The organism is Nostoc sp. (assembly GCF_036917275.1).
Classification (GTDB): domain Bacteria; phylum Cyanobacteriota; class Cyanobacteriia; order Cyanobacteriales; family Nostocaceae; genus Nostoc.
Window position 1 is genome coordinate 29,015 of record NZ_JBALDF010000059.1, and the last position, 15,543, is coordinate 44,557.

Genomic DNA, 15,543 nt, shown 5'->3' on the forward strand with positions numbered 1-15,543 from the left:
CTGTTATAAACATAAAAAGCTGAGAATAGATTGTTTAGATTAGATTTGATTGAATCTGAAACTGCGCCGAGACTGATACCAACAGGAGTGCGAATAGCAGTATTTTGCAGCACGATCGCTAGCGTGAAAATATCATTTTAACTGCGATCGCTAATATTGCAACTCCAAACACCTTTTCCAAAACAGCATTAGATAGCCCAATCGCCACCTTCGCACCGAAAAGACCGCCTAAAAAAGCCTACACAAATCAAAGCTGCTATTGTGCAGATTGAGCCGATATTAGCAATTGCTCGAATACTTGGGAAATGCGGGTTTGAAAGCGTTCTCGATGCTTTAATAAAAAGAAGGATCGTGAGAGTAGATTTAGATCATTAGTATTTCTCGCTATACCTGTAATTTGAATACAACGAAGCATATCAAGACGTAGTTCCTTGGTAATAATGAGATTGGAAATCGCCGCAGCTCCTACCCCACTTTCAACGGCTGCTTTGACCATATCACCGCTTTTCATCTCTAAAATTACATTTAACTCGGTTGGTTCAATACCCCACTGTCTTAGCACTTGCTCAAACTGCTGACGGGTTCCTGAGCCTTTCTCGCGCATTACCCAAGCAGTGTTTGTTAATTCTGTTACCTCAATTGCCATTTGTTCAAACCAAGGATGAGATTGACCAACAACAATTTGCAGACAATCTCCGCCGACAATTTTCTGTTCCAGAAAAGCCAAAACGGATTGTTCAACTTCCCCTTCCACTAGGCTGAGGTCAAACAATCCTGTAACTGTTCCTTGGCTAATTTCAGTAGTGTTACCTAATGTACAATCCACAGAGATATCAGGATACTCTTGCTTAAATAAGCTAATGAAGTGCGGAAGCCAGTAATTACCTATAGTTTGGCTTACACCTAACTTGAGTTCACCCCGTCTCAGGTCATTTAATTCTCGCAATCCTCGCTCAGTCAACTCCACCTGAGTCAAAATTTTTTGTGCTTCTACTTGGAGGATTTTGCCAGCTAAAGTTAGTTCAATGCGACGACCAATGCGATTAAACAGTTTCACTGCATATTGTTCCTCAAGGCTTTGGATGGCAGCACTTACAGAAGGTTGAGTGATGTAAAGTTCCTCAGCAGCGCGAGTAAAGTGCATATGCTGCGCCACCGCCAGGAAAATCTGTAACTGGTCAATGGTCATCCTTGCCATGTATAAAAGCGCTAAATTATTCGAGTTATAAATGTCCTTATATTAAGACTACATGGGATTGCGATCGCAGCGTTCAATCCAAAATTTTAACTTGTTCATAACTTTCCTTAAACATTGAACAACTATCTTTTGAGTCAGTGACCATTACATTCATTTAATTGTCTCCACTAATTTGTGTAAGCACTAAGTATTTTTTTGCCAAATACTAGTTAGGTTTTTGTAGCTAAATTTTGGCTTGGGTTAAGTGTAATTAATCGCTCATACAAACACACAATTGCTGCGTAGGCGTAGCTTACAATATTTAAGGAGTAGTCGGCATGGCTGATACAAACGGCAACGGTAGAAATGTCATTATTTTTGTTGCGGATGGATTGCGTAACGGCTCTGTAAACCCCATTGATACTCCAACTTTATATAGCATCCGTCAGCAAGGAGTTAGTTTCGCCAATAGTCATTCGCTGTTTCCGACATTCACCACCCCGAATGCTGCTGCGATCGCAACGGGGCATTATCTTGGTGATACAGGTGACTTTAGTAACACTATATACACTGGTTTTCCTAGTGCTAATGCCAATGGTAGTGTCACACCATTTATTGAAAATGATGCAGTTTTGGGTGATATTGACGAAAAGTTTCCCGGTAACAACTTTTTAGATGAAGAGTCACTTTTAGCTTACGCGCGATCGCAGGGTTTCAACACCGCAGCCGTTGGTAAATTAGGGCCTGTTGCTATCCAAGATGTCACCCAAGTTAACCGAGAAGGTGGTACTACGGGTACTATTCCTACTCCCAAGCCAATTATTATTGATGATAGTACGAATGGTGCAACACCACCTATTACGACCGCTGGTTCACCTTCTGCTATTCCACTTGATCAAGATATTGTCAAGCGCTTACAAGCCGCTGGTTTAGATATAAAACCGACACAGCGAGTCCAGCCAGCTGGTAACAATACAACTCCTGGCACCCTGAATGCCAACGTGGCTCAACAACAATACTTTGCAGATGCTACAACCAAAGTAATTTTACCCAAGTTTCAAGAAGACGGTAAACCATTCGCATTAGTTTACTGGTCAAGAGATCCCGATGGTACTCAACACAATCAGGGTGATAGCTTAAACAGCTTGACACCAGGTATCAATGGCCCTACTTCAAAAGCTGGGGTCAAAATGCTGCCCTAGCTAAACAGGTAGTGAATTTGCTCTCACAAAAAGACTACATCAGTGGTATTTTCGTAGACGATGCCTATGGAACTATTGCAGGTACTTTACCACTGAGTGCGATCGGGCTAAAAGGTGATGCTAAAACACCAGTTCCATCTATTGTGATCAACTTCAAAACCTTTAGCACCGACCCAAACAACCCAAACAACCCTCAAGCTCAGGTAGAGATTGCTGATACAACTTTGCAGCAAGGGCAGGGGATGCATGGCAGCTTTGGTCGAGGTGATACCTTCAATAACATGGAGGCTATTGGCCCTGACTTTAAAAAAGGCTATGTCGACTATGCGCCCGTCAGTAATGCTGATGTAACGCCTACACTTGCTCGTATTCTGGGTTTGAATATTCCCAGTAATGGCGATTTGAAAGGTCGTCCCATAACAGAAGCACTGGTGGGAGGCCCGGATGTAGTTCCCTCAACTAAAGAAGTCTTGACTTCGGAAAAAACTACTAATGGTCAAGCAACTATTCTCGATTCTCAAAATGTAGGTAATACTCAGTACTTTACAGCAGCAGGGTTTGCTGGTCGCACTGTTGGACTAACAACACTAGATATTCAATTTGGTTCTACCACTAGTGATGATGTTACCCTCAAGCCAAATCAAACTTTATTCACAGGTGACGGAGCAGACTTTGTAGAAGGTACTAAGGGTAACACAATCCAGACTGGAAGGGGTGAAGATACGGTGCTGGTTGGCAGTGACTCTTCAGTGTCCACAGGGGATGGTGATGATAATATCTTTGTTGGTCAAAATGGTGCTGCTAGCAACACGAGTGTCGATGGTGGCAATGGTGATGACCAAGTTACCGTAGTTGAAGCCAATGATAGTAATAATTTGTTTGGGGGAGCAGGTAATGATACTCTCACAGTAATTGAAGGTTCTCGTCAATCATTATTCGGTGGCTCAGGTAACGACACCCTCAAGAGTCAAGGTAGCAATAACCGTCTCTACGGTGGTGATGGTGATGATAAACTCTTCTCTGGTGTCAATGATTTGCTATTTGGTGGCGATGGTGATGATGTGCTATTTGCCGGTCAAGGAGGTGGCGATCCCTACGGGGGGCTACGCCAACGCCTCAGTGGTGGTGCTGGTGCTGATCAATTCTGGATTGCTAACGCCAGTTTGCCAACTACCAAGAACATTATTACTGACTTTACAACTGGGATTGATAAAATCGGGCTTGGCGGTGTTGGCGTCACTCAGTTTAGTGCTTTAACCTTATTGCAACAAGGTAGTACGACTCTGGTGAAAACCGGAAATACAGAGTTGGTTTCATTGCTGGGAATTACCTCAACTAGCTTGACTGCAAATGACTTCGTTTTCTCTGCTAGCGTCGTACCTTAGTCTATTCGCCTAGTGCAGCGTAGCAGCCTAACTATCCAGTTGAAACAACGGTTTTCAATTGCGTAGACTACAGCAAATAGTTCGTGATTGTAGGGTGGGCATTGCAATGCCCACCCTACAATCATTTCGCTGGTTCATACAGTCCAACTTACCTCCGAAGAGATGCCGACTTACTTACTTATCGACCAATACGCTTGGATTAGCGCTAAAAAACTTCAGAACTTACGCAAAAATTCTCTGAAACTCTTAATACTCCCATTGCAAACCATCTCAAAAGTTTAAATTTTCAATGAAGATGTATTGAAAATAACTATGATTTTGAGGAAATAGGTCAGAATGAAAGAACTAGATCTTAGCGTCAGTGCCCTTTCATACAAACATTGTAAGATTGGAGCATAATTTGTTGTGAAATTAGTCTTTAAATATAATTTCAAAGCTAACAACGTCACTATAAATACTAAGTAAAAATACTAAAGATGAAACATACAAAAGCTTTAACATCCTTACGTGATGTTGTAGATATATTAATTGTCATATACTATTATGTTGGTTACCTCATACCTAATTTATGAAAATAACACTATCATCTTAAATACACTAAATTTTTCGTTACTCATTTATCCGGAACGATATCATCCTCGATTTTACATGGTTCACTGGTTTATCCCAAAATCTATATCGTTAATATACAAAAGTATCTTTAATGTGAATTTTGGAATAACCTTTAATATTTATCAAGAATTACTCATTCTTCTTTTGTAGATTTTAGAATCTTAACTGTATCACTAACCCAAAAATTGATTGAGTTAAAAATATAGGACTACTTAAAAACTACATAGGTTGCAAAAAAATATATTTTTTGCAGAAATTAAATATGGAATCAAGAACTAATTCCTTAGCTAAAAATGAAAATGAATTGCTGGTAAATGAGTATCAAGCCTCATCATCAGAAAATAACTTAGAACGAGATAATTTAATATTACCTATCTTGAAATACTCCGACAAACACCTGCTAGTCGAGTGGAATAAGACTCAAACTGATTATCCTCAGCAAGCGTGTATTCATCAATTGTTTGAAGCACAAGTAGAGGAAACACCTAATGCTGTAGCACTAATCTTTGATAATCAGCATCTCACCTATAGAGATTTAAATAGTCGTGCTAATCAACTAGCGCAATATCTGCAAACAGTAGGGGTAGGAACAGAAACTCTTGTAGGAATCTGCATAGAGCGCTCTTTAGAAATGGTTGTAGCACTTTTAGCTATCCTCAAAGCAGGTGGAGCTTACGTGCCATTAGAACCAGGGCATCCCCAAGAACGTTTAGCTTTCATGCTGTCAGATACTCAGCTATCAGTACTATTAACTCAAAAAGAACTAGTTGCTAAATTACCTACTCATACAGCATTTGTAATTTGCCTAGATGCAGATTGGAATGCGTTGGCAAAGCCCACCATACCACTATGGGAAAGCAAGCTAGGCGTAGCGGACGCACTAGAAGGTATCGCCCAAAATAAAAATGAGAACCTAAGCACTAACATTACTGCTGACAACTTGGCTTATGTTATGTATACCTCAGGTTCTACAGGTATACCCAAAGGTGTTAGCATTATCCATCGTGGTGTAGTTAGGTTAGTCAAAGAAACCAATTATGTTCAACTAACGGCTGAAGAAATAATTCTCCAACTTGCTCCTATTTCCTTCGACGCTTCAACTTTTGAAATTTGGGGTTGCTTACTTAACGGTGGGCGACTAGTAATTTGCCCTCCTAATATACCGTCTTTAGAAGAATTAGGGCAGATTATTCAACAATATAAAGTTACTACTCTTTGGCTGACAGCTGGCTTATTCCATCTCATAGTAGATGAAAAAATTGATGCTTTAAAATCCTTGCGTCAACTTTTAGCAGGTGGTGATGTTTTATCTGTTCCCCATGTACAGAAGTTTCTCCAAACAGTAGAGAATTGTCAGCTAATTAATGGTTATGGGCCAACTGAGAATACAACTTTTACCTGCTGCCATACTATAATAGCACCACTGCAACCAGGCGTCTCTATTCCTATTGGTCGCCCAATTGCTAATACCCAAGTTTATATATTAGATCACAACCTCCAACCAGTATCAATTGGAGAAACTGGCGAATTATACATTGGTGGTGATGGATTAGCTAGAGACTATTTGAATCGTCCCGACTTGACTGCCGAAAAATTTATTTCTCACTCCTTTGATAAGAATTTAGTAACGCGCCTTTACAAAACTGGAGATTTAGCTCGTTATCTTCCAGATGGCAATATCGAGTTCTTAGGTCGAATTGACAATCAGGTAAAAATTCGCGGTTTCAGAATTGAACTAGGGGAAATTGAGCGGGAGATTGCACAACATCCTGATGTTCGGGAAATTGTCGTTTTAGCCCGTCAGGATAAAACAGGTGAAAAGCAGTTGGTAGCTTATATTGTTGCTCACTACAACAGTAGTTATACACATAATAAATTACGTAGTTTCTTACAGCAGCGACTACCTGATTACATGTTGCCATCAGCGTTTGTGATGTTAGAGTCACTGCCTTTAACTGCAAATGGCAAAGTAGATAGACATAAATTGCCAGCACCAAGTAAAGAACGTCCGCAACTGGAACAAGCTTATATTGCTCCCCAAACTGATTTAGAGCATTTGCTTGCAGGTATTTTGTCTGAACTGCTCAAAATCGATCGCGTTGGAATTGATGATAATTTCTTTGATTTGGGAGGAACTTCAATCTCAATTCTGCAAGTTGCTGTGCGGGTGCAACAGGAGCTTGGGATTGAGCTACCTACTGTGAAGCTATTTCAGTATTCAACGATTGGCTCTTTAGCAAAGTATTTGCATTCAAACCAGAACAGCCAACCGTCTCATGACAAGCTGCAAAATCGCGCCCAACGCCAACAAGCAGCTCGGACTCGTCGCCGTAATCATCAACAAGGTGTTTAAGCAATGGTGAATATGCAAGCATCCGATAACCAAGATCCTATTGATGGTGTTGCCATTATTGGCATGGTAGGAAGATTTCCTGGCGCGGGGAATGTCGATGAGTTGTGGCGCAATCTGTGTCAGGGATTAGAGTCAACGACTTTTTTTAAGGATGAGGAGTTAGATCCTAGTATTGACCCGAACCTTTGCAAAGATCCTAGTTACGTGAAAGCTAGAGGAATCATTGCTGGGGGGGAAACCTTTGATGCTGCTTTCTTTGGTATTAATCCACTCGAAGCTATGGTTATAGATCCACAAGCTAGAGTTTTCCTAGAGTTGGTTCATGAAGCTCTAGAAAATGCTGGTTATGAATCAGAGTCTTTCGATGGTTTGATTGGTTTGTACGCTGGTTGTGGTCAAAATACTTATTTTGCTAACCATATTTCTGGTCGTATGGAAATTGTCGATCGCATTGGCGAGTTCCAGACGATGTTAGCAAATGAAAAAGACTTTTTGACCACTCGTGCTGCTTACAAGCTTAACCTCAAGGGGCCCGCCGTCAGCGTTAATACGGCTTGCTCTACTTCTTTAGTAGCAATTATTCAGGCTTGCCAAGCCTTAAACAGCTATCAGTGCGATATGGTATTAGCTGGTGGTGTATCTATGACTACACCGCAAAACAGTGGTTATGTGGCTCAAGAAGGCAGTATGCTGTCTGGGGATGGGCATTGTCGTCCCTTTGATGCCAGCGCTCAGGGCACAATGTTCAACAATGGCGCAGGATTGGTTGTCCTCAAGCGTTTAGAAGATGCCCTTAATGAAGGCGATCGCATCTATGCCGTAATTCGGGGTTCTGGTATCAATAATGACGGTGCTCATAAGGTGAGCTTTACGGCTCCCAGTGTAGACGGACAAGCAGAGGCGATTGCAATGGCGCAAGCTGATGCCAACTTTCACCCGGAAACCATCTCTTATATTGAAGCTCACGGTACAGCTACACCTTTAGGCGACCCCATCGAAATTGAAGCGCTGACGCAAGCATTTCGTCTACATACAAACGCGAAACAATTTTGTGCGATCGGCTCTGTTAAAGGCAATGTCGGACATTTAGTTGCTGCGGCTGGGGTAGCAGGCTTAATTAAAACCGCTCTCGCCCTACATTATAAAAAGATTCCACCTAGCTTAAATTTTGAGGCTCCCAATCCTAAGATTGACTTCGCCAACAGCCCTTTCTATGTCAATACCAAGCTAGTTGAATGGTCAGAAGGTGAAACTTTGCGACGAGCCGGTGTGAGTTCTTTTGGTGTCGGCGGGACTAATGCTCATATTGTGCTAGAAGAAGCGCCACAAATCCAAAATTCGGGATCTTCTCGCCCACAGCAGCTATTGTTGCTATCGGCAAAAACTAGTGAAGCTTTGGAGGCTGCAACAGCAAATTTGCAGCAACATTTACAATACAATGCCGAAATTAACTTAGCCGATGTAGCTTATACCCTACAGCGAGGGCGCAAAGCCTTAAACTATCGACGCAGTATAGTTTGTCACGATATAACAGATGCGATCGCAGCCCTACAATCTTTAGATCCAAATCAAGTAAATACCCGTCATCCAGAAATCCGCAATCCAGGCGTTGTTTTCATGTTTCCCGGACAAGGATCGCAATATGTGAACATGGGACTGAATCTCTACAACCGCGAACCTGTGTTTCAGGAGGTAGTAGATGAATGTGCTCAAATCCTTAAACCCTTGTTAGGCAAGGATTTACGAGAAATCATGTATCCCGCACCGAGCGATAGCGAAACTGCGGCTATCTTCCTGCGGCAAACCTGTTTTACCCAACCAGCATTATTCGTCATTGAATACGCTTTAGCGCAACTGTGGCAAAGTTGGGGAGTCAAGCCCCAAGCCATGATTGGTCACAGTATTGGCGAATTTGTCGCCGCCTGTATTGCGGGTGTATTTACCTTAGAAGATGCGCTGATGTTGGTTGCAAATCGCGGTCGTTTAATGTGGGAGTTACCATTCGGGGCTATGCTCTCAGTGCGCCTACCAGCCAAAGAAGTAGAGCCACGATTGAGCACAGAACTAGCGATCGCAGCAATTAATGGCCCTTCTCTGTGTGTCGTTTCTGGGCCAAGAGAGGCGATCGCGGCTCTGCAAAAACAACTAGAAAGCGAAGAAGTTGTCTGTCGCCATTTACACACTTCCCACGCTTTTCACTCTCCAATGATGGATAGCATCATTGCCCCATTTGCTGAGGTAGTTGGGAAGGTTAAATTATCACCTCCCCAAATTCCCTTTGTTTCTACAGTTACTGCTGACTGGATTACAGCCCAGCAAGCAACTGATCCGATGTATTGGGCTACACATCTACGCCAGACTGTGCGATTTGCGGAGGGTGTACAAACCCTATGGCAGCACCCAGAACGCATACTGTTAGAGGTGGGGCCGCGAATCACAACTACGACTCTAGCCCGGCAACAAGCAAAAGATATTAAACAACAGATAGCGATCGCTTCTCTCGGTGATAACGCCCAGAACGAAGCTGAATGGACGGCATTACTGAAGGCAGTAGGACAACTGTGGCTAGCGGGAGTAACTATAGATTGGAGCAACTTCTATCAAAGGGAAACGCGACAACGAATTTCTCTGCCTACCTATCCCTTTGAACGCCAACGCTTCTGGATTGATCCTCCACCTCATCCCAATTGTGCATCAACTCCTAAACTTCCAAATTGCCTATTAGAAAAGACCCAAACTATGAAAACATACCCTCAGCAAAAGCTCATTCCTCTGCTAAAAGAAATTATCGAAGAAACCTCAGGATTGGAAATTGCTAGTGTTGACGACTCGACAACGTTTTTGGAAATGGGATTAGATTCCTTGTCCCTGACTCAAGTGGGGCTAGCGTTGAAGAAAAAATTTCAAGTCAAGGTCACACTTAGGCAGTTACTAGAAATTTACCCCAATTTAGGAACACTGGCTGACTTTATCAATCCAGCCTTGTCTGCCGAAACTCTATCCGCATTAGGATTAATAGAAACCGTTGCAGAACCCACTCCAGAAGTACAATTACCAGCACCTGCAACCACATCACCCACTTTGGTAGTCCATGAAGTTCATCCAAATGGATCTGTACCTCAGATTTCTCCGCAACCTGCTGCATCCAGTTTCCTCGAAAATGTGATTAATCAGCAGCTGCAAATCATGACTCAGCAATTGGCGCTATTGGCTAACAACAGTCAATCTGTAACAATCCCAGTTGTACCTGCGGCGACATCTCAAAATAATGGTGTCAAACCACAAAACGCTGTATCTATCCCCCCAACCCAAACGAGCAAAGAATTACAAGCATCGGTAGACACGGAGTCAAATGGTGCAAAAAAGGCATTTGGTGCGGCAGCTCGAATTGAAAAGACCCAGACTAAAACTCTGACAGCGCACCAACGAACTCATCTAGACAAAATTATCCAAAGATATACACAACGGACTAAAAAATCCAAAGAATATACTCAATCCCATCGCCCTTATCTGGCAGACCCAAGAACTGTTTCTGGGTTTAACCCGACCATGAAAGAGATGGTTTACCCCATCGTAGCGTCTCGTTCATCGGGTTCTAAACTTTGGGACATTGATAGTAATGAATATGTTGATTTAAGCAATGGCTTTGGCTTGAATTTGTTTGGTTGGTCGCCACCTTTCATTACCGAAGCAATTGAAGCACAACTGAAACTCGGTATGGAAATTGGCCCCCAGACTCCCTTAGTTGGAGAAGTGGCACGGCTGATGTGTGAGTTGACCAACTTTGACCGAGCAGCCTTTTGTAACACAGGTTCAGAAGCAGTTCTGGGAGCGATGCGGATGGCACGCACAATCACAGGGCGTAACTTAATCGCCATCTTTTCTGGAGCTTATCACGGCATTTTGGATGAAGTAATTGTTCGGGGAACAAAGAAACTCCGGTCAATTCCTGCTGCTCCCGGTATCCCACCGGAAATGGTAGAGAACATCTTGGTACTAGACTATGATTCGCCTGAGTCCCTAGAAATCCTTAAAAATCGGGCTGATGAGTTAGCAGCAGTAATGGTTGAATCTGTGCAAAGCCGTCGCCCTGAATACCAGCCCAAGGAATTCCTCCACAAACTGCGTGATTTTACGGAGAAAGCTGGTATTGCCCTGATTTTTGATGAAATCGTTACCGGATTCAGAATTCATCAAGGTGGCGCTCAAGCGCATTTTGGGATCAAAGCTGATATAGCAACCTACGGCAAGATTGTGGGCGGTGGACTACCAATTGGAGTCATTGCTGGCAAATCGCAATATATGGATGCTCTAGATGGTGGGTTTTGGCAGTTTGGGGATGACTCAGTTCCAGAGGTAGGCGTGACTTACTTTGCTGGTACCTTCGTCCGCCATCCTCTAGCACTAGCAGCAGCCAAAGCAGTGCTTCAGCATTTGCTCCATTGTGGTCCCAGCTTGCAGCAAAATCTTAATGCGAGAACCGATAAGTTTGTAGCGGAACTTATGGGCTATTTCCAGCAAGTTCAGGCTCCGTTTACAGCCTATAATTTCGGCTCTCTGTTCATGGTGAAGTCTGCACCAGAGTTTCCCTACGGAGATTTGCTATTTTACTTGCTGCGGGATAAGGGAGTACATACTTGGGATCATCGTCCTTGCTTCTTAACGACAGCCCATTCTGAAGCCGATCTGGCTTTTGTGATGGCAGCCTTTAAAGAAAGTATTGCCAAAATGCAGTCTGCTGGCTTCTTGTCTGCACCGCCCATAGAAGTAACAAATTGCGATCGCCACAATGGAGTAGAACGCAATCGTCCTCCACAACCTGATGCCAGATTAGGAAGAGATCCCCAAGGGAACCCCGCTTGGTATATCCCCGATACCGAGCGACCTGGGAAATATTTACAAGTCGCAAGTGTTTCCTGAAATAGTTTTTTGAGCTAAGTAGGTAAGTATAAATAATAGTAATTTGGAGGCATTTTATGAGTTCATCTCCGATAATTTTGCAGCCCAGCTTGACGCTTCCTGAACGCATTATTGGGGTGGATACCCCAGGCTTTCAAGAGAAGTTTAACCATTCTCCATTTATGTTCTCCCATAATCTTGTAGGGCATCCTTTATTTGAGATTCCTCGTCTGGTTGATCTGGCAAATAACCTCTTTCCTAAAGGACAAATTTTTTGTTGTAAAAACGGCAATTATCCTGGAATGAAATGGGAGCAATTATCAAGGAAAAAGCAAATTGTAGAAGCACTCTTAAACATTCAGGAATCAGATTCTTTTATAATGTTTAAGAGTGCCCATGTGGACCCAGACTATAAGGCTTTACTAGATAAAACCTTGATTGAACTTGAAGACCTTACAACTGTTCCTTTACATCGAGAGATTACCTGGTCAATAGCTACCATTATTGTTTCTTCTCCTCACTCAATCACCCCCTACCATATTGACCATGATTGTAATTTCTTATTTCAAATACATGGTGACAAGGATGTCCATCTGTTCGATCAAAATGATCGCTCTGTGTTGACAGAGGAAGAGATTGAGAATTTCTATTTAGGGCATGTCTCATCAGCGAATTACCGAGAGGAGAACCAGAACAAGGCAAGTGTGAACCACTTAGTTCCAGGAAAAGGAATTCACCATCCAGTACTAGCCCCACACTGGGTTAAAAATAGAGATAATTACTCTGTTTCCCTGAGTATTAACTTTTGTTTGAAGACGTGCGATTTACACGCCAGAATTTATCAGGTTAATTATTATCTCCGAAAACTAGGTATGCTGCCAACTCCTCCAGGCCAGTCTGTATTACGAGATAGAACCAAAATTTTTGCTGTCGAAATGTTCTCTAAACGAAAGCCAGAAAATCATGATGAAGTGCTTCAATCCGGTATAAAAAGAATTACTGCCCCAGCAAAACTTTTCCAAGAGGCAATGAGGTCGCTAAAGCGATAATCATCTGTCGTAATTGTTGAAAACAAAGCATATACCAGATTAAAATTAGGTTTTTTAATATGTCACTAACTAAACCATCTACAAATAACCAGAATTCGATCAAGTCATTAGCTGATAAACATATGAAAATGGTTGATAAGTTTGTATCAGAGCTTCAACAGTTAGATGTAAAGTTATGGATTGAAGGCGATCACTTACGCTATAAAGCTCCTAAAGAAACACTGACTCCTGATTTACTGGCTCAAATGAAAGATCGTAAAGAAGAGATTCTAAATTTCTTGAGCAAATCCAATCCTGCTAACGCAAATTCTTATGGTAGCTTAATAGCTCAACCAGAAAAGATGACCATTGAGAAAGTGGCTAACTTATCCTATAAAGAGTTTGTCAGTCACTATCTCAACCCATTGCATCCTGTTGTCATCACTGATGCAATCAAAGATTGGAAAGCATTGTCAACATGGACTCCTGAATACTTTAAAAAAAACTATGGCTCAAAAGAAGTAACTGTTGATGCTCAACGCTATCAACTGCGAAATTTTATTGATTTAGTTCTTGCTTCAACTGAAGAGAAACCTTGTTCATATCTCAAAGATACTGATATTCCCGGACTATTCCCTGAACTACTTGCAGATATTGAACCTACACTACTTTACTCTCAGTATAATCGGCTTTTGAGTCCGATGCTTTACATGCCAGCAGCCGATCCAATAAAACAGCGAAATGCTTTCTTGGAGCTTCTAATTGCAGGTCAAGGGACAAAGTTCCCAATCTTACACTTTGATTATTGGCACTTACATGCTTTTATCATGCAAGTGTATGGGGAAAAAGAGTTTACCCTTTACTCGCCCGTTCAAACTGAATATCTCTACCCAGTTGATATGTCATCAAATAGATCCTTGATTCCAGATATCTATCAGTCAGACTTGGAGCAGTTTCCACTATTTGCAAAGGCAACTCCTCTTAAAGTAATTGTCAAGCCAGGGGAAACTATTTTTGTGCCAAGTGGATGGTGGCATACAACACGGATGCTGACCCCCTCAATTGCAGTCACGATCAATTACCTAACTAACTCGAACTGGGATAAATTTAGTCAAGATTTGACTCGCGATCTGGTTAATTCGTTAACTTCTTCTGAAAATCGCCAGAGTAGACTCACTATTCTTGAATCTAATATTTCTTCCTATCTAGATAATCTTGGAAGACTCTTAGCATCCTTAGATCCCAATTGAGTAAGATGGCATTGTGGCGAGATCCTTGTAATTTCTGGCAAGATGGTCTGGAAAACCTTGTTATGTATAGATTTGATAATTTACTACATCATTGGAAGAAAAGACCCCATCAACAACAAATCAAGCCTTTTGAAGGGAACTTGCAGTTTTTACAGCCATCTCAGTGCAATGCCTACTTGACCCACCAACAGAGATTGGGAAGCAATGCGATTTTGTAAGATGAGTGCGATTTGTTGGCTATAAATCAAACCCAGCATGATTATGAAGGATTAGTTCCCAGGTTGTGAACCCTGAAACTTAATGACAATGTAGGTGCAGGATTGAAAGTACTTTTCCCTGACTTTCATGAGTGTGATATTTACTTTTATAAAATACCTATTAATAGGTAATAATTCTATTATATAAAATCACTAAAATTATCAAAAAAAATTCTACGCTCTTGTATTTTTAACATCATTAAACGCAAAAGAAATCAATGTATAAACACATTAATCCACTTACTTCTCTGCGCGGTATTGCAGCCTTGATTGTTGTTGTACATCATTTTTCTTATTACGCCTTACCAAAAACTGGCTCAACTTTATCCGCATATAGCGATTTTTTTCGGAATGGATATTTATGGGTTGATTTCTTCTTTATTCTGAGTGGTTTTATTATGAGCCACGTTTATATTGAAGATTTTTTATTAAGAGTTAAATTTTATAACTATCGCTCATATTTATTCTCGCGTTTTGCCAGAATTTATCCTCTACATATATTTATTTTATCTCTGTTTGTTGGATTAGAAATCATCAAAATATTCTTAACAAATAATTTTACATTTACTGGTAAATTTAACTTAACTGCCCTTTTTGCCAATATTTTTCTTCTTCAGGCATTCGACCTAAATTGCCCACCTTTATTTTGGTGTAATACTTATTGGAATGAACCAGCTTGGTCAATTAGCGTAGAGTTTGTTATTTACTGCATATTCCCATTTTTATTATTTTTATTATTAAAGAATAGTGAAAAAAATGATTTAATTATTTATATTATTAGTCTTTTTGGTATATTACTATTAATCATCTTTACCCGTGGTAATTTAGATAGTATTATTGGTATACCTTCGATAGCTAGATGCGGGCTAGAGTGCGTACTTGGTATTATAACTTATAAAATCTATCGAAGAAATAAATATAAAAAGTATTTTAATCTTAATTTGCTGGCAATTATAGCTATCACTTGGATAATTATAATTATGAATTACTACTGGCATCATTTGCGTAGCCTTCATGATTGGCTAATTTTACCAGCTTTTTCTTTACTGATTTTAGCTGTATCTGTCAACAATAATAGTGTGATATCAAAAATTTTAAATTCCCGCTTAATGCTATATCTCGGTACTATATCTTATTCAATTTATATGGTTCATTGGTTTGTTCAAGAACTGTTAAAAATATTCTGGATTTATAAATCTCACCATGTTTTTGGCAAAAACTTCACAGAATATGAAGCCTTGACATCTCTAGGAGTATTTCTTATGATCGTCATATTGGCTGCATCATTAACATATAAATTTGTAGAAGTTCCTATGCGTAATTATTTAAAGTCTACAATCTTCGCTAAACAATGAATTGAACGCCAGTAGTTTGTCAAGA

The 15,543-nt window shown here is 41.0% G+C and carries 7 protein-coding genes and 1 pseudogene; 7 read left to right on the forward strand and 1 reads right to left on the reverse strand.

What is annotated here, in order from left to right:
- Positions 1 to 256: 256 nt before the first annotated feature.
- A complete protein-coding gene (locus tag V7K35_RS22490; RefSeq protein WP_335081768.1) occupies positions 257 to 1,189 on the reverse strand; it encodes a LysR substrate-binding domain-containing protein in 933 nt (310 codons plus the stop codon).
- A gap of 326 nt (positions 1,190 to 1,515) precedes the next feature.
- On the opposite strand from V7K35_RS22490, the gene V7K35_RS29795 reads away from it, so the two are divergent.
- From V7K35_RS29795 to V7K35_RS22520, 7 genes and pseudogenes are all read left to right on the forward strand, one after another.
- Positions 1,516 to 2,379, forward strand: coding sequence for an alkaline phosphatase family protein (locus V7K35_RS29795; RefSeq protein ID WP_442939755.1), 864 nt, complete (start codon positions 1,516 to 1,518; stop codon positions 2,377 to 2,379).
- Positions 2,380 to 2,969: 590 nt separating this feature from the next.
- A pseudogene (locus V7K35_RS29800) lies at positions 2,970 to 3,764 on the forward strand (calcium-binding protein); the annotation flags it as partial.
- Positions 3,765 to 4,638: 874 nt separating this feature from the next.
- On the forward strand, positions 4,639 to 6,729 hold the full coding sequence (locus tag V7K35_RS22500) for a non-ribosomal peptide synthetase (protein WP_335081770.1): 2,091 nt from the start codon (positions 4,639 to 4,641) through the stop codon (positions 6,727 to 6,729).
- 12 nt (positions 6,730 to 6,741) lie between these two features.
- Positions 6,742 to 11,649: an aminotransferase class III-fold pyridoxal phosphate-dependent enzyme gene (locus V7K35_RS22505; protein WP_335081772.1), complete on the forward strand. Its 4,908-nt coding sequence runs from the start codon at positions 6,742 to 6,744 to the stop codon at positions 11,647 to 11,649.
- A gap of 89 nt (positions 11,650 to 11,738) precedes the next feature.
- Positions 11,739 to 12,677, forward strand: a complete 939-nt coding sequence (locus V7K35_RS22510) for a cupin-like domain-containing protein (RefSeq protein ID WP_335081775.1) — start codon at positions 11,739 to 11,741, stop codon at positions 12,675 to 12,677.
- Positions 12,678 to 12,736: 59 nt separating this feature from the next.
- Positions 12,737 to 13,906: a cupin-like domain-containing protein gene (locus V7K35_RS22515; protein WP_335081777.1), complete on the forward strand. Its 1,170-nt coding sequence runs from the start codon at positions 12,737 to 12,739 to the stop codon at positions 13,904 to 13,906.
- A 475-nt stretch (positions 13,907 to 14,381) separates the two neighbouring features.
- Positions 14,382 to 15,518, forward strand: a complete 1,137-nt coding sequence (locus V7K35_RS22520) for an acyltransferase family protein (RefSeq protein WP_335081779.1) — start codon at positions 14,382 to 14,384, stop codon at positions 15,516 to 15,518.
- Positions 15,519 to 15,543 lie beyond the last annotated feature (25 nt).

What these genes read in the sequence shown, in the direction of transcription:
- V7K35_RS22490 (WP_335081768.1), bottom strand. Translation starts at nt 1,189, where the DNA reads ATGACCATTGACCAGTTACAGATTTTCCTGGCGGTGGCGCAGCATATG.
- V7K35_RS29795 (WP_442939755.1), top strand. Translation starts at nt 1,516, where the DNA reads ATGGCTGATACAAACGGCAACGGTAGAAATGTCATTATTTTTGTTGCG.
- V7K35_RS22500 (WP_335081770.1), top strand. Translation starts at nt 4,639, where the DNA reads ATGGAATCAAGAACTAATTCCTTAGCTAAAAATGAAAATGAATTGCTG.
- V7K35_RS22505 (WP_335081772.1), top strand. Translation starts at nt 6,742, where the DNA reads ATGCAAGCATCCGATAACCAAGATCCTATTGATGGTGTTGCCATTATT.
- V7K35_RS22515 (WP_335081777.1), top strand. Translation starts at nt 12,737, where the DNA reads ATGTCACTAACTAAACCATCTACAAATAACCAGAATTCGATCAAGTCA.
- V7K35_RS22520 (WP_335081779.1), top strand. Translation starts at nt 14,382, where the DNA reads ATGTATAAACACATTAATCCACTTACTTCTCTGCGCGGTATTGCAGCC.